General features: G+C 53.1%; 26 protein-coding genes and 4 tRNA genes. 9 read left to right on the top strand and 21 right to left on the bottom strand.

Going from position 1 to position 25596, the window contains the following annotated elements; translation table 11 throughout:
• Positions 1–33: 33 nt before the first annotated feature.
• The 6 genes from galT to WC359_05360 all read right to left on the bottom strand — a co-directional run bounded on the left by galT (position 34) and on the right by WC359_05360 (position 6193).
• Positions 34–1029, bottom strand: a complete 996-nt coding sequence (galT, locus tag WC359_05385; GenBank protein MFA5399848.1) for a galactose-1-phosphate uridylyltransferase — start codon at positions 1027–1029, stop codon at positions 34–36.
• Positions 1030–1078: 49 nt separating this feature from the next.
• Positions 1079–1561 carry a cohesin domain-containing protein gene (locus WC359_05380; GenBank protein MFA5399847.1) on the bottom strand — a complete coding sequence of 161 codons (483 nt, stop codon included), beginning with the start codon at positions 1559–1561 and terminating at the stop codon, positions 1079–1081.
• Positions 1562–1579: 18 nt separating this feature from the next.
• Positions 1580–4264: a PA14 domain-containing protein gene (locus tag WC359_05375; protein ID MFA5399846.1), complete on the bottom strand. Its 2685-nt coding sequence runs from the start codon at positions 4262–4264 to the stop codon at positions 1580–1582.
• A gap of 164 nt (positions 4265–4428) precedes the next feature.
• Entirely contained in the window at positions 4429–5451 is a 1023-nt protein-coding gene (locus tag WC359_05370; GenBank protein MFA5399845.1) for a DctP family TRAP transporter solute-binding subunit, read from the bottom strand.
• Positions 5438–5725, bottom strand: a complete 288-nt coding sequence (locus WC359_05365) for a GIY-YIG nuclease family protein (GenBank protein MFA5399844.1) — start codon at positions 5723–5725, stop codon at positions 5438–5440. Before WC359_05365 ends, WC359_05370 begins: the two co-directional genes overlap by 14 nt.
• A gap of 42 nt (positions 5726–5767) precedes the next feature.
• Entirely contained in the window at positions 5768–6193 is a 426-nt protein-coding gene (locus tag WC359_05360; protein MFA5399843.1) for a hypothetical protein, read from the bottom strand.
• A 218-nt stretch (positions 6194–6411) separates the two neighbouring features.
• On the opposite strand from WC359_05360, the gene WC359_05355 reads away from it, so the two are divergent.
• Positions 6412–7497, top strand: coding sequence for a hypothetical protein (locus WC359_05355; GenBank protein MFA5399842.1), 1086 nt, complete (start codon positions 6412–6414; stop codon positions 7495–7497).
• Between the two features lie 311 nt (positions 7498–7808).
• On the opposite strand, the gene WC359_05350 is transcribed toward WC359_05355, so the two are convergent.
• Entirely contained in the window at positions 7809–9614 is a 1806-nt protein-coding gene (locus WC359_05350; protein MFA5399841.1) for a hypothetical protein, read from the bottom strand.
• A gap of 382 nt (positions 9615–9996) precedes the next feature.
• Here WC359_05350 and WC359_05345 point away from each other — a divergent pair, with 382 nt between their 5' ends.
• Positions 9997–11595 (top strand): hypothetical protein, encoded by a 1599-nt coding sequence (locus WC359_05345; GenBank protein ID MFA5399840.1) that lies wholly within the window; start codon positions 9997–9999, stop codon positions 11593–11595.
• A 107-nt stretch (positions 11596–11702) separates the two neighbouring features.
• Entirely contained in the window at positions 11703–12125 is a 423-nt protein-coding gene (locus WC359_05340) for a hypothetical protein (protein ID MFA5399839.1), read from the top strand.
• 100 nt (positions 12126–12225) lie between these two features.
• Here the strand turns inward: WC359_05340 and WC359_05335 are convergent, their stop codons facing one another.
• The 6 genes from WC359_05335 to WC359_05310 all read right to left on the bottom strand — a co-directional run bounded on the left by WC359_05335 (position 12226) and on the right by WC359_05310 (position 17926).
• Complete coding sequence (locus WC359_05335; GenBank protein MFA5399838.1) at positions 12226–12423, bottom strand: hypothetical protein; 198 nt, start codon at positions 12421–12423, stop codon at positions 12226–12228.
• A 141-nt stretch (positions 12424–12564) separates the two neighbouring features.
• A complete protein-coding gene (locus tag WC359_05330; protein ID MFA5399837.1) occupies positions 12565–14391 on the bottom strand; it encodes a PAS domain S-box protein in 1827 nt (608 codons plus the stop codon).
• Between the two features lie 298 nt (positions 14392–14689).
• The gene (locus WC359_05325; GenBank protein ID MFA5399836.1) at positions 14690–15526 is read right to left on the bottom strand and encodes a DegV family protein; all 837 of its coding nucleotides are present in this window, start codon (positions 15524–15526) and stop codon (positions 14690–14692) included.
• Between the two features lie 163 nt (positions 15527–15689).
• Positions 15690–16886, bottom strand: a complete 1197-nt coding sequence (locus WC359_05320) for an HD domain-containing phosphohydrolase (GenBank protein MFA5399835.1) — start codon at positions 16884–16886, stop codon at positions 15690–15692.
• A 90-nt stretch (positions 16887–16976) separates the two neighbouring features.
• A complete protein-coding gene (locus WC359_05315; protein MFA5399834.1) occupies positions 16977–17624 on the bottom strand; it encodes a hypothetical protein in 648 nt (215 codons plus the stop codon).
• 92 nt (positions 17625–17716) lie between these two features.
• A complete protein-coding gene (locus WC359_05310; protein ID MFA5399833.1) occupies positions 17717–17926 on the bottom strand; it encodes a (4Fe-4S)-binding protein in 210 nt (69 codons plus the stop codon).
• 84 nt (positions 17927–18010) lie between these two features.
• Between WC359_05310 and WC359_05305 the strand changes: the two genes are divergently transcribed.
• Positions 18011–18421 (top strand): hypothetical protein, encoded by a 411-nt coding sequence (locus tag WC359_05305; GenBank protein ID MFA5399832.1) that lies wholly within the window; start codon positions 18011–18013, stop codon positions 18419–18421.
• Between the two features lie 12 nt (positions 18422–18433).
• On the opposite strand, the gene WC359_05300 is transcribed toward WC359_05305, so the two are convergent.
• The 8 genes from WC359_05300 to WC359_05265 form a co-directional block, all read right to left on the bottom strand.
• Positions 18434–19378: a 2-dehydropantoate 2-reductase gene (locus WC359_05300; protein ID MFA5399831.1), complete on the bottom strand. Its 945-nt coding sequence runs from the start codon at positions 19376–19378 to the stop codon at positions 18434–18436.
• Between the two features lie 45 nt (positions 19379–19423).
• Positions 19424–19723, bottom strand: coding sequence for a hypothetical protein (locus WC359_05295; protein ID MFA5399830.1), 300 nt, complete (start codon positions 19721–19723; stop codon positions 19424–19426).
• A gap of 23 nt (positions 19724–19746) precedes the next feature.
• Complete coding sequence (locus tag WC359_05290; GenBank protein ID MFA5399829.1) at positions 19747–20610, bottom strand: exodeoxyribonuclease III; 864 nt, start codon at positions 20608–20610, stop codon at positions 19747–19749.
• Positions 20611–20613: 3 nt separating this feature from the next.
• Positions 20614–20934, bottom strand: coding sequence for a hypothetical protein (locus WC359_05285; protein MFA5399828.1), 321 nt, complete (start codon positions 20932–20934; stop codon positions 20614–20616).
• Between the two features lie 25 nt (positions 20935–20959).
• Positions 20960–21244: a zinc ribbon domain-containing protein gene (locus tag WC359_05280; GenBank protein ID MFA5399827.1), complete on the bottom strand. Its 285-nt coding sequence runs from the start codon at positions 21242–21244 to the stop codon at positions 20960–20962.
• 103 nt (positions 21245–21347) lie between these two features.
• Complete coding sequence (locus WC359_05275; GenBank protein ID MFA5399826.1) at positions 21348–22232, bottom strand: fibronectin type III domain-containing protein; 885 nt, start codon at positions 22230–22232, stop codon at positions 21348–21350.
• A 32-nt stretch (positions 22233–22264) separates the two neighbouring features.
• Entirely contained in the window at positions 22265–23290 is a 1026-nt protein-coding gene (locus WC359_05270) for a zinc-ribbon domain-containing protein (protein MFA5399825.1), read from the bottom strand.
• 138 nt (positions 23291–23428) lie between these two features.
• A complete protein-coding gene (locus WC359_05265) occupies positions 23429–24271 on the bottom strand; it encodes a lamin tail domain-containing protein (protein ID MFA5399824.1) in 843 nt (280 codons plus the stop codon).
• A gap of 135 nt (positions 24272–24406) precedes the next feature.
• On the opposite strand from WC359_05265, the gene WC359_05260 reads away from it, so the two are divergent.
• From WC359_05260 to WC359_05240, 5 genes are all read left to right on the top strand, one after another.
• A tRNA-Val gene (locus tag WC359_05260) sits at positions 24407–24479 on the top strand.
• Positions 24480–24481: 2 nt separating this feature from the next.
• Positions 24482–24568, top strand: a tRNA-Leu gene (locus WC359_05255).
• A gap of 6 nt (positions 24569–24574) precedes the next feature.
• A tRNA-Arg gene (locus tag WC359_05250) sits at positions 24575–24650 on the top strand.
• A gap of 7 nt (positions 24651–24657) precedes the next feature.
• Positions 24658–24733, top strand: a tRNA-Val gene (locus WC359_05245).
• A gap of 65 nt (positions 24734–24798) precedes the next feature.
• Complete coding sequence (locus WC359_05240) at positions 24799–25560, top strand: tyrosine-type recombinase/integrase (protein ID MFA5399823.1); 762 nt, start codon at positions 24799–24801, stop codon at positions 25558–25560.
• The last annotated feature ends 36 nt before the right edge of the window (positions 25561–25596 follow it).

Raw genomic sequence — 25596 nt, 5'->3', positions numbered from 1 at the left:
ATCTCCACACTATCATTACTAAAATTAATTATACTACAGGTCACGCATGAATCGGGCTGTCTCTTCCGGTAAAGCAGTGTTCAGGTTGATGCCTGACCCGATTTCAAATCCGACCAGTTCCGTCAGCCTGGGGATAATCCTGATGTGCCAGCTGTAATAGTCTTTATTTTCATCATCCACCGGGGCGCTACTGATAACATAGTTATAATCGGGATTATTCAAACCCGTATAAATCTTCAATAATACAGATCGCAGTACATGTGCCAGGTCAGCCAGCTCTTGTGTCGTTGTATTGCCAAAGGATGCCTGCCCCCTTTTAGGTATAATCCAAGTCTCAAAAGGTGTGTGTGAAGCAAATGGGTGGAAGACTGTGAAAAATTCCGTTTCCATTACCAGTCGGTCGGATGTGCTAATTTCATGGCTTGCCAGGTCGCAGTAAAGGCACCTGCCGATATTGTCATAATATCTTGTAGCAACTTCAAATTGTATTCGCATATATCTGGGCACGACAGGCGTAGCTATCAATTGCGAATGCGAGTGCTCCAGCGTAGTGCCCGCCTTCGGTCCATAATTTTTATAGATAGTGATAAGCTTTACGAAGGATTCCTGTTTCATGGCGTTGTACCTTTCCCGGTAGGCGCGCAGGATATCTGCAATGCCGCCGGCTTCCTGCAATGACAGGATTTTATTGTGTTCCGGTGTTTCCACAATAACCTCATGTATTCCAACGCCGTCCATGCTCATGAATAATCCTGACTCGATCTTCCTTACGGTACTGCCGCCCGGTTTGAGCGCAGGAAACTTATTTGATACAACTCTCACGCGCCATCCTGGGGCCTCTTTATCCCGGTATATAAGTATTTCTCCCGGCGTCATCGATTCGTTGCCGGGGCAAAACGGGCATGATGCTGAAAATGCAGGAAGTTCCGGTCTGGACTGCTGACGGGCGAATTCGGACGGCCTCAGCGCCCTTTCTTTCGCTATAATGACCCATTCTTCAGTGGTAATATCCTGTCTGATCTCAGACATATCCATAACCCAGTGGTAGATCAGCTTTCCGGTTGGCCGCTCTATCTCCTCAGCGGGTAAAATTTATAACCGGTGGTGTTGTTAGACTTCCCGCGGTGGTGCTGGTTATGATATCAACAAGGTTGATGGCGTCGTGGGCAATGACATTTTCCAGTTTAAGGGTGGCCGCCGTTTGCCCGCTTCCCACCCTGTGGAAGGATATCACGGCCAGGGAACCGTTGCCGTTTAAACCGTTGGAATCCACCAGGGCCACCCATATGCGGCCGGTACGTGACAGACTGAAATCAAGCATGGCATTATCCGCCAGATCGCCCTTTGTCACGCCCTCCGCCTGTACGATAGCGGGGTCATATACCAATTCAAACTCAAGGCTACCCAGGTTGCCGGCGTTGACAGCATTAATGGGGACCTTCAACTGCCCGCTTGTCGAAGCAGCCTTCCGGGGCAGCTTGATGCAGCCGGCCGCCGGTATGATTATTAAGGCGGCCAGCGCCGCAATGATTAAAGTCCGACAAATGGTACCTGATTTCATGATCATCACCTTCCTTTATTATGGCTTGGCCTTCTCCATAATCAACCTGGCATCCTCGGGGGTGACCCTCCCATCCTGGTTGATATCAGCTATCAGGTCCAGCGGGAGCGACTTGACATACATTTTAAGGGCAATCAGCGCATCCAGCACACTGAGTTTGCCGTCTCCGTCGGCATCGCCCGGCTGATTTTGCCCGATGGTAAGCAGGCCGTTGACGGGGCTGACGGTCAGTGAGGAGCCGTAATAGCTGGTTGCCAGTATCTCAGACAGCGTCAAAGCACTTGTGCTGCCCGCGCTGCCCAGAGCCCTGAATTCAACAATGGCCGCGGAGCCGTTGCCGCTGATCGCCTGGGGCGAAGCAAAACCGAAAATAATGGAACCGGATTGGTCGCTGGATGTAAAGGTAGCCGGCGCCAGCAGGGATCCCTTGGATACTTTTACCACCTGCAATACTGCAGGATCGTAAGATAGTGTGAAACCCAGACTGCCGACGCTCTGAGCATCCTGGAAATAAATCGGCACCTGAACCGTACCGCCGGTCATAACGGTCCTGGACTCGGCAATGAGCGCAGTGCCTGCAGGTATGGTTGTCGTAATGGTAGTGGTGGTCGATGCAGGAGCGGGAGATACTATTTGGGACGGGTCGAGCCCGGGTTTCAGCGGGTCTTCTGCTCCACCCGGAGTTTGAACATGTAACTGGAGGCATAAACGGGCTCTTGGACCCTGAAAATAATCAACCTTTATAACATGATCTCCTCTGGTCAGATACACCTGTTTTGTTTGGGTTCTGAATGGGTGTATCCCATCGTTGTCGATCTTCAGCTCACCATCGATATAAAGTTTGGCGCCGTCATCGGACGTCAATTTGAATGTGTAATAGCCCTCGGCTGGGATAAAAACTCCGCCGACATAGGAGATTCCGAACCATTCAAACCTGTTGGTAATGCCCGGGAATCCCTCGGTGAAATCCCTGTCAGGTATATCCAGTTGCTCAATGTAAATTGTGCCGACGGGAGTCATTTTTGAGAAATCGGGAAGGTGACTCGTTCCCTCCTCCAAATAATAGATATTGCCCTTGAAACCCTTGTTGAGGATCTGAGTGGAGCCGAATACATTTGACGCACTAGTAGAAGTGGTTGTTGATGATTGAGGTAATGATTGTGAGCCGTAAATCGTGATTTCGGAGAAGTCTATGCAACATACACACCCATCAGAAATTCTGAAGCCGGAAATGGTATCGTTGACAGGTACCTGAACCTCAATAGGCGCAAACTCGGAATTTCCTGACGATGATACAGCATCCACCGTTTTTATCGTCTGCCATACCCCGTTTCGGTAAACGTCAAATGTCACGACACTCCGACAGTTGAACCTTCGGCCGGTGTCAAAACGCGCAACTACTGATGTTACATTTTGAGCTCCAAATAGATATGTATGCGCACCATAGAAAGGTCCACACCCTTTCTCTTCATTGTCCTTGTTTGCACAGGACAGGCTCGTAACGGCGGACGTTGATGTAGATGAAGTCGTGCCTGCAGGAGTGGTTGCAGGTATAGTAGTGGTAGTAGCAGACGGTGAGGTCTGTCCCAGGCACACCTCGACCGCATATGAGCCGGAATTGTTGGCAGGATCGGTGTCGTTTATTCCGAGCCAGAGCTCACCCCCTGTGGGAGTGGAGAAAGAGGTGCCTGTGCCGATACACATCGGAGTCCCTGCTGATCCGATCCTGGCGATCAACGCTGCATGGCCGCAACCTGAGAGGAATGAGTAATCCTTCAGCCAGTAGTCAACCGCGAATGTTCCTTCGGGTCCGCAATATACGTCCATGCCCAGGCTCGGTCTGACAGTCCCCGATGCCGTAATGGAAACCGTCTGTCTGGCAGGCAAGCTGATGCCGGTGTTGAACCATGAGCCGGACCACTTTTCGGCAGGTGGTATGCGATACTGCGTGCACCCGGTCTGTTGAGGCGTGGTCGTAGTGGCAGTAGTAGTAGTAGTAGTGGGGGTGGTCGGCGTAGTGGTAGTTGTAGTTGCAGGTGTGGATGATTGCCCCGTTCCCGTGCTACCGCTCTCATAGCAGGCCTTAACCTTTGCGTATTCCGCATAGGCAGCCTGGGCTTCCGGCGTATCTCCCTTGCCCTGGGACATCAAGTAGGTCAGCTTGTTGTAAGCTGCGATGTACTGCTCATAGGTACAACCTGTATCTGTTGCGGCCCCTGTTTGTCCGGAGGTAACAGTCTGGCTGGTTGATGCTGCGCCTCCAAGCGACCTGGTTCCGTTGGGCTGATACACCCATGAAATCCCATATTGGATAGGGGTCAGCCAATCATAGGTCTCCTCGAGATAGAATTTACCGTACTTTCCATTGGAGCGCACAACATATGTATGACCATCAACCGGCGCAGCCATCTCCACATATCCCGCTGCCGGCGCCTCGCCTACATCGTCAAGATATACCAAACCCATATCGATGATGCCGGGAGATTCAAAAACATGGATCCCTCTGGGTGAAATAAAGAAGTCGCCGCTGCCCCAGGCAACTTGTCCCGATGAAAAACTGAAGGCTTCATGTGTCTCATCCCAGTCCTTGATTTTTACAAACCCGCTGGTGAGACCGGAATCAGCGACGACGGGCGCAGATACAAACAATAAAGCCAGAGTAAGAATCGCCACCAATATCTGAGATGCTATGTTTTTTTTCACTGCTGCCTCCTATATTGCAAGACTGATCTGCGTTTATTGATAGTGGAAAAAGTAAGTGTTCGTTAAGTTACATTGTATAAGTCTGATTAATATCGGTCAATATCAGATAGTGCCGGCAGATGGCTGCCATATGATAGCGTTGAAACGATCCGTGTAGCTTGCGGCTACTGGGACAGGCTCCTGATCTCCCATAACTTTTGAATATGGGGTTCGATCTTACCCGACCATTCCGCATATACCGGTTCTGTCGCAGTCCGAAATGCTTTAACCTGGTCCGGTGTCAGTTCGGTTACAGCCATGCCCTTATCACGCAACAGGCTCAACTTCGTCCGGGCGGCATCGCGAGACAGCTTTACCTGTTCCTGTGAAGCTTCGATTGCCGCCTGCCTGATAATATTCTGTGCAGCGGCGGGTAAACCGTCCCAGTCCTTCTTGTTCATTCCCAGGATAAGGGCGTCGTAGGAGTAGTTCCAGACGGTAATATGGTTCTGTACCTCGTAGAGCCGGGAGGACACAATAATGTCCACGGGATTCTCCTGGCCGTCGATTTGTCCCTGCTTGAGTGCGCCGGTAACCTCGGGGAAGTTCATTATTATGGGGGTGGCGCCCAGTTCTGTGTAAATCGAGTTATATAGCCCTACATCGGGGATACGGATCTTCAAACCGTGCATGTCGTCGGGTCCACGTACCGCGAGCTTGCTGTTGGTCAACTGGCGAAAACCGTTCTCGCCGTAGGCCAGGCCGACTATGCCGTAGGCTTCCGTCTCCTTCAACAGCTCGCTGCCGGCCGCACCTGACAGCGCCGCATCGACCTGCGCATAGTCCGTGAACAACCACGGCATGGAAATGGCCGCGAACGATTGGTCGAGATTGGAATAAAGCAAATTGGAGTGATAGGTGAAATTAATGTTGCCGTCCCGCAGCATGGTCAGTTCGTTCACCTGGTTGCCGCCCGCCAGCCCGGCATCGGGATGAACTGTTATCTGAATCCGGCCGCCGCTGCGTTGTTTGACCAGGTCGGCGAACAGCTGCGCTCCTCTGGTCCAGGCTGAGTTTTCGTTGGTCACGACGCTCATTACCCAGTTGCGGGCCGGGATATCGGATACCACCACCGCAGGAATGCAACCGCATAAAATGGTTGCCAATCCAGCCAATATAATACACAGAACAGTCTTAACGTTGATCAAGTTCCCCTTCTCCTTTTGATTTTACCATTCCCATGATTGCCCTCAGTTTATCTGATCTGGAAAGGCGCTTTATTTTATACTCCATTTTAGCTGCATGTGATTTGTCGGCACAATCCCACTTCCCGAGCAATTTAACAGGCCTCCTCCCTTTGGTGTACCTGGAACCGATCCCTGCATTGTGATCCCTTATACGCTTATCAATATTGTTAGTGATGCCTGTGTAAAGGGTACCCTCACTGCACTCGACTATATAAACGTACCAGGCGCCTTTCATAGCTGATATTATAGTCTTTGCGCAGGAAATGGGAACAAGAGCCTAAGTCAAACGGTCAAGCAGGACCGAAAGCACAAGGATGATGATCCAGCAGGAAACGGACAGTGCGCCGATGCGGCGCATCACCGTGTATGTTTTAGCGAACTCGGGTGATCCGATCTGTTTGAAAAATCGCGGGAAATAGCGGAAGTGAATCAGCAGGGCGTCGACCAGCAGTATTAACACCAGCAGGTGCTTCGCTCCCAATACATAGACATTGAGGTCATTCTTGTCCAGGGCCAGAAAGATTCCGCTGATAATAAGCGCGATAAAGGCGACCCAGGTTACAGGCGCTATGCGACGTGCGATGCGCGCCCTTTTAAGCCTCTGCTCATCCGTCTTCAAGTTCAGCATGAGGGCGGCGCAGACTATCGCGCAAATAAAGCCCAGCACAGTGGCAATGGTATGCGTATAAGAAGCAATCGGCATTTCAGATAAGTATTGTAGATTCTGATGTGTCCCGGTGTCAATAACGGGATCTTGCCTCCGGCATTAATCAATCCCGGCGGTCAGCAGGCCGATCATACGTTCTATCAGCCGGGACCATCGTCTTGATTGCCGATTCCAGGGATTTCTTTTAATATGTCCTTAACGGGTTTGTATTGTCGGGACTCAGCACACTGCTATGATACTGAGGAGGTTTTGAAATGTGTAGAAGTGTATTTGCTGTAGTGCTTATTGCGATCATGCTGGCCACTGTCAGCTGCACATGCCGGGGAGGAAGTGAAGTTGCTCCGGGCACGCCGCAGGGCGCTCAGCCCCCCGGGGAACCGCAAATAGTTTTCACAACGGACAGAAACACTATTCAGCCGGGAGAATGCGTTAATCTGAACTGGAGTATTCAGGGCGAAGGTTTCTTTGGAGTGGAACTGCAAGGCCAACCGGTGAATGCCTCCGGCCAGAAGCAGGTATGCCCGTCCGAATCCACCGTCTATGCTCTTATGATAGATATAGGCAGCACTGTGCTCAGACGCGAGGTTATGGTTGAAGTGGCAGGAACAGGGACGCCGCAGCAACCGTCGCAACCGGGCCAGCCGCAACAGCCATCGCAACCGGGCCAACCGCAGCAACCCTCGCCCGCCGGATGTCCCGGAGCACCTATTTTTTCCCATTTTGAGGCGAATCCCGGTTTTGTTGAATCCGGCAAGGCGGTTACACTGGAATGGGGTCCGGTAACCAACGGAACGTCGGGGGAACTGGTGAATTCTGTTGTTCTTTCACCCGGCGGCTTCGGTGAAGTGGGGTCACCGGGCTCACGCGTGGTTTATCCGACAACTTCTACAACCTATGTACTGACAGCCACCGGCTGTGGTGGGACAGCTACAAAAACAGTCCAGGTCGGAACATTTGTGGTAGGGACGCCGGTACCGATAACACCGCCTCCCGCAACTCCGCCCGGTGGAGGCGGCTGGTCGGGTCCTCCCAAGGTGACAAGCGCTGTAGCTACGGCAAATCCGTCCAACTATACCGGCCCGTGCCCGAAAACTGTTACCACGTCCGCTGATATCACTGTCGACGGGCCCTGCACGGTAACATATAGATGGGAGCGTATCGACGGCGCGACAGGCCCGGTGGAGACCCTCGTCTTCAGCGCGGCCGGCACCAAGACCGTATCAACGAGCTGGATGATCTATGTGGCCTCCAATGTCACGTACTGGGAAAGGGTGAGCATCCTTACCCCGTTGCCGATGATGTCGAACCAGGCGAGTTTTACCATCACATGCACCCCTTGATCGACCTTTTAAGTATGTATGCCTTTTAATTTGACAGCTTTAAACGGAATAACTATTATCGGAAGTAAGGAGACAGCTTCAAGGCGAGGAGGATATTATGTGCAAGACGTGCGCTGCTCACAATCCGCCGAAGACAAAGGGTAAGCCGACCAAAGCTAAAAAGGGCACAGCCAAGAAGAAGTAGCATCCGGTTATTGCCGGGTTCCATCGCTGTATAAGTGCACCGGATTATAGCGATTCCCTGTAATGATTGGTTCGCTATAGCTATACCGGTTTTTAGTTGAACGCAAACGTATTGCAGGTTCAAAACGTCAGGGAGTTACCGTCACGGTCACTGTGGCTGTATCCGAACCCGCGCTGTTGAAGGCGGTCAGGGTATAAGTCGTGGTCTCCGTGGGATATACGTCCTGATAGCCCCACGATGATGGCTCGCCTATATCGGGTTCGATTGAGATGGAAGTTGCTCCCGTTATGGACCAGTTCAGCAGCGATGATCCTCCGGGCGAGATGGTAGTGGGCGAAGCTCCGAAAGAATCTATTACCGGAGGCGTACCTGAGGTTGTCGTTACGGTTACCGTAGCTGAAGCAGCAACAGAGCCGGAGCCGTTGGTTGCGGTAATTGTGTATGTGGTGGTGGCGGCGGGAGTTATTGTCCTGGAACCCGAGGCCGAAACGGCGCCTATGCCCTGGTTGATGGAGACCGTGCTCGCCCCAGTGACGGTCCATGATAACGTTGTCGATTGTCCCGACGCGACCGAGGCCGGGACGGCATTGAAGAAGCTGATCGCGGGATAGCCTGCCGGGGCCACTGTGACAGCGGTCGTCGCCGTGATTGTGCCGTGGCTGTTAAAGGCGGTTAATACATAGGTGGTTGTGGATAAAGGCGTTACCGTCTCTAATCCGGTGGCAGATACGACGCCGATGCCGGGGGTAATGGATACCTCCGTCGCATCCGCAACAGTCCAGTGCAGTGTCGAAGACGATCCGGAGGTAACGGTGACGGGAGATGGGTAAAACGAGCTGATTACCGGTGGGCCTTCCGAAGCCACCGTCACCGTCGCTGTCGCGGTCGCCGGGCCGTTAGTGTTGGTGGCGGTTAGCGTATAGGTGGTGGTCGCAGCGGGGATCAGAGTGCGCGTTCCTGTTGCCGATACTGTTCCGACACCTGGCAAGATATTGATCGTTGTCGCCCCCGTTACGGTCCACGACAGTGTCATATTGTCCCCTGCGGTAATCGGCGACGGGCTGGCGGTGAATATGGTTATGACGGGTATGCCTGCCGCCGTGACCGTGACAGCGGCCGTCGCGGTGGAGCTGCCCAGGCTGTTGCCGGCTGTAAGGGTGTAGGTGGTTGTGGTGGAGGGCGATACCGACCTGGTTCCGGAAGTCGATACTGTGCCCACACCCTGGTTAATGGTAACAGAGGTTGCGCCGCTGACGGTCCAGGACAGCGTCGAACTCCCGCCTGAGGTGATAGAGGCCGGGCTGGCTGTAAAACTGGCGATCGTCGGTGGTCCGGACGGATTCACCGTAACTTTGGCTGTTGTTGTAGACGAGCCGGCGTCGTTGACGGCGGTGATCGTGTAGCTGGTTGTCTCGGTGGGTGTCACTGTCTTTGAGCCGCTCGATGATACGTTGCCGACAGCGGGACTGATGGAAACCGAGGTTGCCCCCGTAACATTCCATGATAATGTGGCCGACTGCCCGGCGGTGATAGTGCCCGGATTGGAACTGAAGCTGCTGATGGCCGGCTTGCTCGGAGCTGTAACTGTAACGGTGGCCCAGGCGCGGGAGGAGCCGGATAAATTGGAGGCGGTCAGTGTGTACTCGGTCGTTTTATCAGGATTCACAGCCTGCGAACCGCTGGATGACACGGTCCCGATGTCGGGGCTGATGGAGACCGATTGAGCCCCCATGACGGCCCAGTTTAATGTTGCCGTCCCTCCCGACGTGATGGACTTGGGACTGGCGTCGAAGGATGTTACGGAGGGTGGGGTGAACCATTTCAAGACATCTCCGTTCGTAGCGTAATAGAAGCCGCCGATCGCTCCGCCGACGATCAGCAATATCACAATAAACCAGACAAAACCGCCCATCGAGCTTTTCCCGGGCGGCATAGCCCCCTGATTGCCGTACATATATTGCTGGTTGGGGTATGGGTAAGGAGGCGGTTGTGGAGGAGGCCAATTAAAGGTCATACCGCAGTTGCTGCAATACGGCTGTCCATACTGAATAAGCGCTCTACAGTTTGGACAAGAGTACATTTGCTGCATAACAAATCTTCACTTTTGTCATATATGTAATAGTTTATGTGCAAATTATAAAGGATTTATTAAGGGCACGAAAGCAATGGCGTCCTTATCTGAGAATGAGTTGACCCGGCCCGGACTATGCATTATGCTAAGCTTCGTCAACCACAGGGAGAAGATCGAACAATCCCGGCACACCGGACTATTTATACAGCTTGACTTACCTCTGTGACGGAAGTAAAAATATATCATGCAGCAAATGTATTACTGCCCCTACTGCAACACACCTGTCGTCTACGGACAGGCGCAGTGCTCATACTGCAAAACCGTCCTCAACTGGCAGGGATCCCAGACGCAGGGCCAGTCCCAGTCATACGATTCCCGGCATGATCAGCAGCAGCAATGGTATCAGTCGCAGGAAGGTAATCAATGGGCGGGTCAGGATTCGCAGGGACAGGAACAACCGCCGAATAATAGCGTCGTATCGAAACTGCTGCAGCGGATAAAAGATAACCGGACAAAGACTATTGCTATAGCCTCTGCCTTGCTTGTTGTTACAGCGCTTATCGTCACGGGCGTTGCTTTGAAGGGAGATATTGAAAAACTGTTTGCGCCGCCGGTTATTACAGCTTTCGAGGCCAGTTCATCTACGATTATATCCGGCCAGGAGGTGACTTTACAGTGGGATGTCGGCGAGGCAACCGCCGTCTCCATCAGCCCCGGCATAGGGACGGTGTCTTTCAGCGGAACAAAGAAAATGTCGCCGGATGAAACCACTACCTATAAGCTGACCGCCGATAGCCGTTTCGGCGGCTCTGTGAGCAGGGAGATAACCGTTGAGGTCACCGGCAAGCCGCCGACGGTCAACAGCTTTGTTGCCAGCCCTGGCGGTATCTATGTGGGGCAGACGTCCACTTTATCCTGGAACGTCTCCGGCGCAACATCGGTTTCCATCCAGCCGGAGGTGGGAACCGTATCTTCGACCGGATCGAAAGTCGTTTCCCCGGGAGCGACCACCCGCTATGTGCTGACGGCGGCCAATATCAACGGCAATACAACCGCTTCAGCCGCGCTGGAGGTAAGCACATCCAAGACGCCCATCATCACGATCTTCAGCGCCAGCCCGTCCTCGATTAAAGCCGGCGACGAAGCGACGCTGGCATGGGATATCATCGGCGCGAAATCGATTAATATCAGTCCGGGCATCGGCGGCGTGGCCTTAAAGGGTACGGTCAGAATAACGCCCTCCGAGACCGCAGTATATACATTGAGGGCCGACAGCGACTACGGCTCGGTAACCAGGACGGTCACTATCAGCGTGGATGCTTCCAGCCTGAGCACCGGTCCGGCGCTGACCAAAGACCCGCCCCGGATTAAAACCTTCTCCGTAAGCAACAATTCGATCATGCTGGGGGAGGAGGTGACACTCAATTGGACGGTCGATGCGGCCAGGACAGTCTCTATCAGCCCGAATGTCGGCAGCGTACCGTCTTCCGGCTGGACGAAGGTGATACCGACCGCTTCCACCACTTATGAGCTGACCGCGGTCAACACGTTCGGCTCCGTAAAGAAGGAAGTCACGGTTGCGGTAGGCGTTTTAACCGACGGCACTGCGCCGATAATAAGATCTTTCACGGCCACGCCTACCGGCATTTCTCAGGGCGGGACATCCAACCTTTCCTGGAATGTGAATGGCGCTACTTTATACATTATTGACCAGGGCATCGGCGTTCCAGCCTCGAAATACACGCAGGCTGTATCGCCGGCTGAAACCACCAGCTTTACCTTGACCGCCATCAACAGCTACGGGACTGATAACGCCACGGTCACCGTGAGCGTAACCCCGTGACAATTCAGCCTCGATCGATAATTTGTTAGCCTGATATCAGTAACTTGTCAGATTGCCGTCAAGCATACTGAGTTCACCTCCTTTATGCTAAGAAAAAGGAGGTGAAAATGAAAAAGACAGCAATTATCGCGGTTCTATCAGTCGTATTGCTGATGACGGTGATGTCTGCGGGTTGCATTTCCACTGGTATAAGCAGCGAGCAGTACATGGCCCTGCAAGGCCAGGTGAACTCACTCAACAACTCGCTGAACTCTACACAGCAGCAGTTGTCTTCAACCCAGCAGCAACTGAATACTACCCAGCAATCGCTGGCTGAAGCCCAGGCCAAACTGCGGCAGCAGAATACGTATGTAACTTCTGCGCAGCCGGCCTATCAACCCACCGTTATCTATTACCGGACCTACTCCTACGGCACACCCTGGTATAACTACCCGTATCGTTCATACCCGGCGCCGCGGCCCGCTCCGTTCCCCGGCCCGTTCCCCGGCCCCTTCCCCGGCACCATGCCACCCCCGCCGCCCATGCCGTAGCAGCCTGACGTCTTATAAAACAGGGAAGCGCTGATCGCATCGACCCGGTCAGCGCTTCCTTATTATGCAACTCTTAAACTTAAACGGGCGGTGTATTACTTCAGTTGGAATGGCTGTATTTAATATGCTTCTCGAAGTCTGCCAGTAATCTGGAGATATCCTTGCTGATGGGCGTCACAGGCACACCTGACTGTGCCGGCCGCACCGCCCATACAAGGTTTGCACCGCAATTCCCACAGAATCTCTCACCGCACATAACCCGCGCCATGCACCTGGGGCAGTACAAATTCTTCAGCATTTATCTACGTCCTGCGCACTATAATTGACCATCTTAAGCTGTTTACATAAACAGTATACAGCTCAAATATTGATCAAATATTAAAACGTAGAGGAAAGCAAAGTGGTTTAGAAAGATGGCGGTGATATCGGCAGGCGGTAGCTACAGGTCCCTGTAGACGAACCTGTCCTCGAATTTAAATCCTTTCTCTTTAAACAGCATCAGGCAGACGTCGACAACTTCGGGATCGTACAGCCTGCCTTGATTCTTTGATATTTCATTCAGGGCTTTATCTATACCCAGCGCCGCTCTGTAGGGGCGGTGCGACGACATGGCTTCCACCACATCGGCCACAGCCAGTATCTTGGACTCCGTCAGCATCTCTTTGCCCGTCGATCCCCGGGGGTAACCGGAACCGTCCAGCCTTTCATGGTGCTGCAGGACCATTAAGGCGATGGGACGGGAGAACTCGATGTCCCGCAGTATGGAATAGCTGCCGAGGGTATGCGTCTTGATCAGGTCCAGTTCGGTGTCGGTCAGTTTGCCGGGCTTGCTGAGTATATCCGACGGCACATACATCTTGCCGATATCGTGGATTTTGGCCGCCATCACCAGGTGTTCGATCCGCAGCTCATCCATCTTCATTTCCCTGGCAATGGCGCCCGCCAGGTCGGCCACCCGGTGCTGGTGTTCGGCGGTATATGGGTCTCGCATCTCCACCACCTTGACCATGGTATCCACCAGGGCCCGCAAAGTCCTCTGTAGGGCGTTGATGGATGCCTCGCGCTCTTCCTCCGCCTTCTGTCTCTCTGTGGAGTCGCGGCTGTACGTGAGGGCGGCGTACACATTTCCCGAGTTGTCCCTCAACGGGATATTGTATATATCGTAAATATGTTGTGAGCTATCGGCCCAGGTTACAACGGTCCCGGGATTCTGCACGAGGAGGCCCTGAAAGGCCTGCATGTCGTCATGGTGAAATCCCGCGATGCCTTTTCCCGGATTACCCACGCATAGCTCTTCCGCGAAGAAGTCGGTATCCGGCCTGCCTATCATATCCCGGGGTGAAAGGTGCTGAGCCTGAGCAAAGCTCTTGTTGACTAATATGTATTTATGCTCGAAATCTTTGACGCACATCCAGTCGGGAGTGGCGTCTATCACGTTCTGCAACAGGTTCTTGGATCTCACAAGCTCGTCCTCAGCTTTCCTGTGCTCGGTTATATCGGTTATCAGGCCGGAAACCCCCACGATGCGTTTTTCCCGGTAGATCGGGCGGCTGGAGGAACGCACGAATCTGGTTTCACCGTCCCTGTCCTTCAGGCGGAATTCCCATGGCTCCACTATCCCCGACAGCAGGCGTTTGTAGCTGCCCAGCAGGCCCGGCAGGTCATCCGGATGTACATATGAGGTAAAGGGTTGTCCCAGCAATTCCTTAACTTTATAGCTGGTGACGCGCTCTACGACCGGACTTATATAAGTTATAGTCTTCCTGGTGTCCAGCGTGAATAAAACGTCGTTGATATTCTCCACCAGCGCGCGGTATTTTTCCTCGCTTGCCTTAAACGACTCCCCCAGGTTTTTCTGGCTGGTGATGTCCGTGGAATTGCCCAGGACGGCGCGCCGGCCCCGGTACACGATGGGCACGACTGTCTCGATTATCCAGCGCACCTCGCCCGTGCGCGTACATACCCTGAACCGGTAGGGTGTTTTGCGCAAACCTTTAAGCATGCGCACGGCATTCCTTCTGACGAGCTCCCTGTCGGCCGGGACGACCAGGCTCAAATGGCGCATGTCCCTGAGATCGTCTTTCTTATGACCGGTGATCTTTTCAAAGGCAGGATTAAAGAGCACGAACTTGCCGTTCTGCCCAACGTATTTACCTATGGGGGAATTCAAAAATATCGATTTGAACAGCTGATCACAGCTCTCGCGGTCGATGCCGGCCCATGCCTCACTTAAAGATCGATCTTTTTCATATCTATTCGGTTTCACCCTCACCCTTGCATGTATATAAGTTTGATTTGAAGGGGACCCTCACATCCGACCTCATATACATATGTCATATATATAACCTCAGTATATTCAAATTAGCAATACTACTATGGTACTATGACTTAGGTACTGGGTTAATACAGGGTTGATCCGAAACACTGCTGAAATGGGATCGATTGCAGGCGGCGGAAGGGCTGAAAGCAAAAAAAACCTGTGAGCCGGATAACGACATAGACCGCACCCGGCTCACATCGGGATTCTTCACAGGTTCCAGTAGTCTGACTGATGGAGAGGAGGATCAGACGGTGGCTATTGCGCCGGCGACCATAATCCTCGGACCGGCGTGGACGCCGATAGTGGGGCCAACCTTGGTGCGGATTATTTTGGCGTTGGGGATGGCGGAGCCTATACGTTTGGCCAGGTCTTCGAGCTCATCCGGTGTGGTGGCATCTTCCACCACGATTTCGTCAGGATTACCGGTCTTTTTAATCAGGTCAACCAATAGATCTACGGCTTTGGCACGGCCGCGAGCTTGAGTCACCGGGTGGATTACACCGTCCTTGAGCGTCAAAACCGGGTTCAGTTTGAGCATACCCCCCAGCAGCGCCTTGGCCCGGCCGATGCGGCCGCCTTTCCTCAGGTATTCCAGGGTGTCGAAAATCATGTAGACACGGATCTTAGGCAGGATATCCTTTATCATACTGGTGATCTCCGCCATCTTCATGCCCTTTTCAACCGCCCTGGCAGCTTTGAGTGTGGGCAGCAGCAGCCCGGCGCAGGTCCACTTGCTATCGATGACCTCGATTTTAAGCTTGCTGTCCACAAGTTGTTTGGCCTGCATGGCGCTGTCGTAGGTGCCGCTGATGCCGGCCGATATGGTCAGCACCAGTATTTCATCCGTTTGTTTGGCCAGCTTCTCATATGCCTCGGCAAACACGCCGGGCGCGGGCTGGGATGTGGTGGGATGCACCTTGCCCTCCACCAGCATCTTATAGAACTGAGTTCCAGTAAGGTTCACGCCGTCCTGATAGCTGTCGGTGCCGAATTGCACGTTAAGCGGCACGATGGTGATGTCGTACTGCTTTCTTATTTCCTCGGGAATGTCTCCGGTGCTGTCGCAGATTATTTTTATCATTGTATACTTTCTCCTCCATTGTAGTGAGTGGAAAGTATACAATCTTAGCGCCGCCTGATAAATACGTAGGCATACCTAATTCAGTAGCGGGCTGATTAATTATTCTTGAGAAGGATTTTCATAACAGCTTGAAGCGACATAGCCTCGGGTTTGCTATGGTCTGTCATTCTTCGCTGCTGGAAAGCGAATCGGTTTCCTCTTCGGCCAGCTTTACAAACGCCTGGACCACGGCCGGGTCGAAATCTTTGCCCGATCTCTCTTTTATATATTCGATCGCCTTCTCTTCCTGCCAGGCTTTGCGGTATGGGCGGTCCGAGATGAGGGCATCGTAGACGTCGACCACCGAGAAGATGCGGGCCGAAAGGGGGATATCCGTGCCCTTCAACCCGCGCGGATAGCCGCTGCCATCCCATTTCTCGTGGTGGCAGTAAGGTATATCCAGCGCATGTTTGAGATAGGGTATATGGGACAACAGTTCATACGCATAGGTTGTATGCTGCTGCATCTGCTTGAATTCCTCATCGGTGAGCTTGCCCGGCTTGAGCAGGACGCTGTCCGGTATGCCCATTTTGCCGACGTCGTGCAGAAGGGAGCCGCGATGGACGTCCATTATATCGAGCGCTCCCGTGCCGTCGGCCTCCGCCAGCCTTTTGGTTATTGCGCTGACGCGGTGACAGTGTCCGGCCGTTTCAAGGTCGCGATATTCCAGTGCAGTAGCCCAGCCCTCCAGAGTCGCGTCGTAGGTCTGTTCCAGCTCGGCCGAAAGGACACGCTCTTTCCTCAGGGTGTTGATCAGGAAACGGTACATGCGTATCAGCAGGATCACGATGATAACCAGCAGCATCATCATAGTAAAACCAGTCGTAACCCAGTTCAACAAATCAAATCTATCGAGAGGCAATAAGCGGGGCGAGAGGATTGCGTAATAGTCAAGAAGGCAGAAAACAGCGTAGAGCAGGGCGCTGAAGGCGGTGGTGACCCATCCGGTGCGCGTACCGATTAGAATGAATCCCAAAATGGGTAATGCCAGGAGATAAACGCGCGCGGAACCCGCGGACCCGAAATACCATAAATTGACCGCGGCCATCATATAGCCCAGTGTGATCAGCACCCAGGCCCGCAACCTGAAATCGATCTTTTTTAATAAGGCAAGCGCGATCATCCCCAGGTAAGCCGCGCTCATCACGACAAACGCGGCCCAGGATTTTGACGCGTACATGGAGAACGCTGAAATCGCAAATGCCGGCAGCGCCACTATCAGAACCACGTAAGTTAAAACCGTGACCGCCCTGGAACGCCACTCGGAAAGCACATCGTCGACATCGACGGCCCTGACAGAGGTCCTGCTTTTGCTCAGCATATACTGTTCTCCTCCTCAGTTCCCCGCGGGCATAGATAGTGAACCGTCACCATGATACGGTTGATATGAGACGAATGCAACAGGCCGGACCTATTTAGTGAACTTCCATTTAACAGGCAGCTCGTCGCCGGCTTTTTCGATGGCGTTGCTGTCGAAGGGGGTTTTGGTGGATTGATATGCCATGCCTAACTCGCGTGCCAGGGCTGCCGCTACAGCCTGGTCCTGCAGGTTTCGGCAGTCGCTTTCCGATACGTGTATTATACCTCTGGTCGGCAGGGGCAGGATGGTATACCAGCGCGCTGCCCTGGCCGTGGAATCCCTGGAATATTCCTCGTCCAGCTCGTCCCACTCCGGGACCTCCTGTATATTCATGACGGTGCTCTGCAGCCCTCTTTTCACGTGATTAGGCAGCCTTTGCCACGTCCGGACGGCGATCTTTTTGAGACGGGCATCGTTTATATTGATGGGCGGCTGTTTGGACTGCAGCTCGGACAACAGGCTGAGGATCAATCCCAGCATCAACGGTATGCAGGTATAAAAATATCTTTCCCAGCCCTGGTCTGCCGACATGAAGAATATGGTCCAGGCTGCGTAGACGGCAAAAGCCCAGTAAAACGTATGTATGCCGATCCTCTCCCGTATGCTCAGTTCGCGCGCCGGCACCATGAGAAATGCTGCCAGGGATGCCAGACCCAGGCATACGACACCGAGCACCTGTCCCGCATTCTGGATTCCCATAGATCACCTCCAACTGCTTATTATAACAGCAGATATTCCGGTATCAATAGGTATTTAGTCATGCCCCCAATGTCCCTAACGACAGTCACCCGCTATTTATGCAGTTCACAGGTAAGCGCGCCCGATGGGCATTTGTCTATGGCGCTTTTAATAGTCGCCGCTTCGGCGGCATTGATATCCACCCAGGGACGCCTCATCGGTTTAAAAACCTCGGGCAGGTTGGAGAAGCAGTTGCCGGAATGTATACACTTCTCCGAATCCCAGAAAACCGTTATTTTATCGTTGTGGTAGACCCTTTTCATATTACTGACGATTATACATCGAATTGGGCGTCCAGGCCTGCCATTTTGTATAATATACGGAATACCGGTAAGGAAATTAAAAAGATGCGTCTGAAACTGCTTCTTGCTACCCTGGCGGCTCTCGTCCTGCTTGCGTTGCCGTGTCTTGCATGTTCGTTGTTGCCGGAACAGGGCTTCACCTATGATCCATCCAAAAGTTATGCCTCTTTCCTGGTCCTCGATAATGAGACCGGAAGGAGCTCGCTGGCCGCGATGAAGCAGCGATCCGTCGCTGAGGGTTACGAGATAGGCCCCATCGAGTACTATAAACAGGGAACAAAGGACTTCGCCCCCATACTAATAAAGCTTACCGCCAGCAAACAGGTGGCGGTGGTCTGGATCATCAGCTCGATATGGGATGTAAACGATATTAAAATGGGCATGGAGGGTCTGGATTACAGCGGTCCATTCAGATACGTGCCTATCTCAGGGGAATCGGGCATAACGGTACCGTAGCGGCCTCGGGCCCTATTGCCGGCCGTGGTTGAGGGATCTCAGCAGGGTTGTAAGCAGCGCAAGGCGGTGGGTGGGGACCTTGAGTTCACGGGCGCGCCGTAGCGGCTCAGCGAAGATGGCGTCGACCTCCATAGCCTTGCCCTCCACGAAATCGATCATGGTGCTCGGCTTATATGCTCCCATGGTGGAAGTCTTCTGAAACAGACTATTTATTATTGTATTGCGGTCGATGTCGGATTTTTCGCCGTGATATGCCAGGTCGGCGTTTCCCGCGCATATGACTTCCTGCATCAATGCCTTTGCAGCGGCGCGCAGTCCTTCGTCCGCCATGATGCGGTCGGTCGTGATACCTCCGCCGGCCACGCACAGGCCGCTGAAAGGTATATTCCAGCAAAGCTTCTCCCAGCGGGCCTTCAAAAGCGAGGACGCTGAGACAACGCTGGTTTTGCTGCCCGACCACAGCGCAAGGGCTTTGTCGATCTCGCCTTGATCGTTTTTGTAGTGTCCCAGTGTAACCGTTCCGTATGCCAGGTGATGCACGTTACCGGGCTTGCCTCTGTTGATACAGGTAAAGGCCAGGCCTCCGAATATGCGTTCTTGGCCGAACCACCCGGCGAAATGGTCCTCCAATCCCAGGCCGTTCATCAGCACCAGTATGCGGGTGTCGGCGCCCACGCAGGGCTGGACCAGCTTGTGTGCGGCATGAATGGAGGTTGACTTGAGCGCGCAGATCACCCAGTCCACCGTACCTATCTCCGTGCTGTCTGCAGCTGTAAAAGGACGTGCCAGCAGGAAATCCCCGTCCGGACTGGTTACATTCAGGCCGGACGACCTGACGGTATGGTAATCACGCCTGACCAGGAATCGGACATCATGTCCGGCCTCGGCCAGACGTCCCCCGTAATAGCTTCCCACGGCGCCGGCGCCTATCACAGCGATGCGCTGCGTTTTTTTCATGCAAATATCTTAACAGAGAAGCCGCTTTGTATTGAAATCAGGCGTCTAACTGAATACCCTGCCGATCTTTACGAAGAGAAATATGATGGCGTCGCCCATCCTGTCCAGTCCGCTTATGATACAGGCGCCTGTCTTATCGATCATCTGCGAAAGGGGATTGGTCCCGGTTGTCCGCGGCGCGGCTTCAGCGCTATCCCTCGTCCCGGCCATGCGCTGCCGTCGGTGGATCTCCTGCAGTTCCGTGATGGCCCTGTCGCATGTGGATGAAAGGTCGTTGCCCAGGTGGGGATGGCTCTGCTCTACGCGCGCTATATTGTTTTTCAGTTCGTGCAGGGCGTCGATCATATACCCTTTATATTAAGGCCTGCTCAGCCTATTTTCAACGTTATGCCCACCGGGCAGTGGTCCGATCCCAGCACGTTTTTGAGGATGAATGCGCCGGTCAGCGATTCGGTCAGATTGCGTGAGATAAAGAAATAGTCGAGACGCCAACCGATATCTTTTTCCCGTGCTTTGAAGCGGTAGCTCCACCAGGTGTAATGCCCGGCGTCCTTATAGATATGGCGGAAGGTGTCGACGTACCCATGGTCGATCAGCTTATCCATCCATGCGCGTTCCTCGGGCAGGAATCCGGAGGTCTCGCGGTTTTCCCTGGGACGGGCAAGGTCTATCTCGGTATGGGCTACATTGAAGTCGCCGCAGATAACAATTTTTTCGCCCCGCTCCGATAATCGGTCCACGTGTTCCAGCAGCGCATCGTAAAAGGCCAGCTTGAAGGGCAGCCGTTCCGCCATTTTATCGGCATTTCCTGCGCCCTCTTTGCGGGCTGTGGCCACCTCCTTTGGCGAATAGGCCTTGGGAAAATAGATGTTGAAGAGTTTGAATCCGGGGTGTTCGGTCATCAGCACCCTGCCCTCGCTGTCGAACCTTTCTATCCCCAGCCCGCTGCTGTGGGAAAGAGGCTTATTACGGCTGAATGTGGCCACACCGCTGTAGCCCTTCTTCTCTGCGAAATTCCAGAGCGTGAAGTAGCCGGCCGGGTTTTCGAGGGCGGGAGGGAGCTGGGACTGCTGCAGCTTCGTTTCCTGGAAACAGACAACGTCGGGCGATTCCCGTTTCAACCAGTCGAGAAAGGGCAAATGTGGTTGTCCGTCCGGCGCCAGGTTGGCCTTATCCAGCATGTTTCGCATGCTGACCACGTTCCAGGAGATAAGCTTGATCTGATCGCTCATCAGCTATTGCTGGTCGCCGCTTTCGTCCGACCACTCCTGCATGACCTTTTTAATGCGCAGGGCCAGATTGGGATTGGAGCGCAGTCTATCGATGAAAACCGGGCAGCCTTCCAGCATCGAATTTTCGGCGGCTGAAGCCAGACCCCCCAGCAACTGGTTGAGACCCAGGTCCTCCATGCCGGGAGGCGTGGAGAAAGATATATTCGAGCCGAGTTGCTTTTTCAGGTCGAGCTCCGTCACGCGGACAGGCAGGACGCAGTTCTTATACCAGGGGCAGGTCTTGCACTGTAATAACGATTGAGCTTCGTCAAGGATATCAGCCATATACTTCTCCAGCAGTGCTATATGATTATTTTAATCCTTCCCGGCCCCCGCCGCAGAAAAAGCTGCATTTGGGGCAGTATCTCGAGTCCCTGGAGATGTTGTTGCCGCAGTTAGGGCAGATGGGTTGCAGAGGGCTTCCGCAGTTGCCGCAGAAGCGGTCGTAGGGTACGCGCGGCCATCGGCAGCCGGGATGGGGGCAATTGGAATTGACGGCGCCCAGAACGCCGAGTTGTGAGTGGCAGTGGCTGCACACCGTGCTGCCGGCCGTATTTTCTTGCCAGCAGATGGGACAGAGAAAGTTTTGCTGCATGATAATCCCTTAAATGCTTAATATTGTATGTCCAATGCGGGCCCGGAGCAATGTATGATCGGTGTCGGATGTTACGCGGGCTTTGAGGCAGGGTGCGTTTCTACTAGTAGTTCGTAGTTTGGAATGGCATAGTAGGACTCATGCATTTGTTCCCTGCTTTGTCATATGATATTGCGCGGTAAATATAGCTGGTGTTTGGTAGCAGGTTAGTCAATGTTACCCTATGTGAAAGTGTACCTTGGCCAACTTGGGGATCGTTTTCTATAAGTGTGAATTGGTTGAAAACAGGTGCGATACCCCACTCGACCCGCGTACTTGCTGGCTCATTGGTTGCCCAAATTATTATAATGCTTCTATTTTCACCGGGCTCATAAGTTAAATAAGTTATCACAGGAGCTGTGGTATCTTTAACTGTTTCTACTTTGGGCGCCGAACCCGTCTTGATCCAGCCGAACTGGAAGGCCAGGATGAGGAAGATGGTCAGACCGACTACCAGCACCACCAGCGAAGAGAGGAGAATGGGATTGGTATTGCGCACGAACTCTTTGAGCCTGTCGATCAGGCCGTCCAGCCCGCCTCCGGCGTAGGCTTCGCCGCCGTGAACCGAGTATGGTTTATAATCGCCGGGCTGGCCGTATCCGGCCTGGTAGTCCGGGTAGGGTGGTTGCTGTGGTGGATAACCGGGTGGAGGGTAGGGTGGATACTGCGGAGGGTACTGGCCCTGGTCAGTTTGCCCGGGAGGATATTGCGGGTACTGCGGATATGGTTGAGGCTGCTGGGGTTGGGGTTGATACTGTGGTTGAGCCGGCGGAACGCCGGTATACGCGAGAACTGCATGGCAGGCGTGGCAATACTGGCTGTCGATGGCGTTGCCGGTATGGCAGGATGGACAATAAACGACAAGCGTATTTCCGCAGTACGCGCATACCCACTGTCCCCGCAGGTTCTGCGCGCCGCATTTAGGGCAGGGTACTGTTGATTGATACATTAGAAAATCTGTAAACGCAGCGAAAAGGAGGGTTAATCTGCCGAAGGTGTCGTGAAAGTATTGGTGGCGGATACGGCGTCAACGTTGCCGTCGGTATGTGATAACACACGGTACTGGTATTCAGTATTTGCCGTTAATCCCTTGACGATAACCCCGTGATCGGTGACACCGATGCTGGTACCGCTCACGGGGTCATCCTGTAGTGTCGTCTTGTTGCCGAACGATCCCTTGGGACCCCATTCCACCTGAGAACTGGATGGCTTGTCCGTCTTCCAGATAATGCCGACTTCGTTTATGGCCTTGGCGCTAACTTCTACGCCGCTGATGGTGGGCGGCACAGTGTCCTTCTGTTTCCCTGTGGAGGTGGTGGTGTTATCGCTGCCGAAGTTAAGTATGCCCTTGAGGTAGCCCTGGCTGTAAGCCCAGTAACCGAAGCCTGCCAGGCCGGCAATCAGAACAACCAGCAGCAATATGAGCATGCCTTTGCCGCCGCCTTGCTGGGGTGGCCTTGCGCCCGGCGGATACGCTCCGCGTGGCGGCTGCTGCGGAGGATAGCCCGGCGGATATCCCGGTTGCTGGGGATAGCCGGGCTGTTGCGGATATCCCGGCTGCGGCGGATAACCGGGCGGTTGCTGCGGATATCCCGGCTGTGGAGGATAACCCGGCTGCTGCGGAGGATAATAGCCGGTCTGTTGAGGCGGGTAGCCGGGGGGCTGCTGCGGATATCCAGGCTGTTGCGGGTATCCCGGCTGTTGCGGATAGCCCGGTTGCTGAGGATAGCCCGGTTGCTGAGGATAGCCCGGCTGTTGCGGATATGCCGGTTGCTGCGGATAGCCAGGTTGCTGAGGATATCCCGGCTGCTGCGGAGGGTAATATCCGGTCTGCTGGGGCATACCGCTGAATGTCATGCCGCACCTGGCGCAGAAAGTGCTGCCGGGACCTGCCGGGGTTCCGCAATTGGGGCAGACGGTCGGCAGGGGTGTACCGCATGCGTTACAGAATTTCTGTCCGGGAGCATTATTGGCGCCGCATCTGGTGCATCTTATCCATTGCTGCATTTCATCTCTCCATCACATCCATAACTATCCATAGAGAAAACGTATTTCCGGCGGACTATGTTTAACCATTTTCTTGATTATATACACAGGTATTAAATAAATCAATAAACTTAATAATTCGGGGAGAAAAACATGCCGCTATCTGCCGACAAGGTAGCTCCTGCGCGATACCTCTTCGCCGCGGGCGTTATACAGCGCGGCCGTATCGGCGGTCACGTTGTTCCAGATATTGCCCAGTCCCCAGTTGAAGGAGAAGCCTCCGGTCTGGCAGTGAATTTCATCTGTGAATACCAGTATCGTTTGACCGGGGTAGAGGATGCACTGCGGCGGCACTCCCTGTTCGCCCGCTATCGGCTGCATGGGCGTCTCGTCCAGCGGTTCCACCGGCGTGCATGAAGCCCAGTCTATTTCACTGTTGGGCACATTGGTCGGTTTGGACTGCTGGGGATTTGTCGTGAACCTGTAGATCTCGGACTGCGCCGGGTTCTTGGTCAAGGAGTAATAGCTTTCGGTCGATATTATTTCCTCGGTCGGGTCCGGCGGCGGCAGCTCGTAGGGGACGCAGGGGAAGTGCGACGGGAATATGAAAGTGGGATAGCCCCTGGTAATATTGGTCAGACGCCAGTCGACGATATCGACATACGTATCTCCGACATTCTGGATGACAACGAATTCATCTCTCTCGTAAAGTCCCGGATTGCAGCAACCGATCCTGCTGAGCGTGCCCCTGTAGTGGATAAGCTTTATCCGGACGGGCGATCCCGGAGTGGCAACTGTTGTGGAGACGTTCTCGGATTCAGCCGGTTCCGGTGGAGGAGCAGCCGGTATCTGCGCCGGCTCAGCCGTGGGTTGAGAATTATCGTCGCCCGGCGTCGGTTGCGACGGCAGGGGTGATGCACAGGCCACAGCCAGCACGGCAAGCAGGATGAGGACACTCAGCAGCGATGATGGGCCGGCTTCAAGCGGCTTAAAAGATAACATGGGTGTAGTTGAATTATATGCATTGGAGTAGAGGGATGTCCACAGCGCGGGCTTATAAATCCTGATGAACTATGATTGTACGGGGCGGTTCGCCTTGCTTTTAAACCTTGTTAAAGAATAAAATATAGCGTTAGAGGGCGGCTAGCTCAGCGGTTAGAGCACTTGCTTCACACGCAAGGGGTCACAGGTTCAAATCCTGTGCTGCCCAGGGCCGAAGTGGCGGAATGGCAGACGCGCTACGTTCAGGGCGTAGTATCCGTAACGGATGTGTGGGTTCAACTCCCACCTTCGGCACCATTTTATGCGCCTGTAGCTCAGTGGATAGAGCGCAGCCCTGCGGAGGCTGAGGCCGTGGGTTCAAGCCCCACCAGGCGTGCCACTCCCCAGGGCGATTAGCTCAGCGGTTAGAGCACCTGTCTTACACACAGGGGGTCACTGGTTCAAATCCAGTATCGCCCACCAAAGAAAACTACAGCTCAATTTCACAATATTCACAAGTTAGCTACAAAAAGTTCACAAAAGAATTGTTGGAGAAGTTTATTTCTTCTCGCCCCGATGGTTGTAGTAAGCGAACTATTGAATTTTACGAATATACTTTAACTCATTTTATTGGTTATCCCCTAAGTCCAGATGGAGTTAATGCTTATCTAAAATCACTTACCTGTCATAATGGCAAAGCAAGATTCTATCAAGCTCTCAAAACTCTCATTTCATGGCTATACAGCAATAGCTATATTCACGACAAGGTTATTGACAAAGTTCCTAGCCCAAAAATTCAAAAGAAGCTATTGCCTGCGGTATCAAAAGAACAATTAGAAGTTCTGATAAATCATTGTCATTGTGAACGTGATAGAGCATTAATTAGTTTCTTATGGTACTCAGGAGTAAGGCTGAGTGAATGTGCTAATGTGCACGCTAAAGACTTTGACTGGGGTGAAGGTACAGTAACCATTCTGGGCAAGGGTAACAAGTATCGTAAGGCTTTAGCTGGTAATGGTGTTATCGGAAAGTGGTTTGATGAGCATGATAGTTTTGAAATATCAAGAGCTGGCATTAAAACTATGCTTAAACGATTGTCTAAAGAAACTGGCATTAAGTCCAACGCCCATAGCTATAGAAGAGGGTTTTGTATTCACAATATTAAGTCTGGGTTATCCACTCGTATTGTGCAAAATCTAGGCGGTTGGGAAAGCATTTCTATGGTTGAAAGGTATTCAAAATCTTTATCCTTTGAGGATGCTCTTCAAGTCTACAAAGATGTGAACGGCTCAAATCAGTTACCTCGTTAGCAATCAGGATTTCATAGTTATTTGTTCAATAATTAA

The sequence above is a fragment of the Dehalococcoidia bacterium genome (genome assembly GCA_041653995.1).
Lineage (GTDB): Bacteria > Chloroflexota > Dehalococcoidia > GIF9 > UBA5629 > CAIMUM01.
The sequence above is the reverse complement of the archived record's forward strand: the minus strand, read 5'-3'. Positions and strand labels throughout refer to the sequence as shown.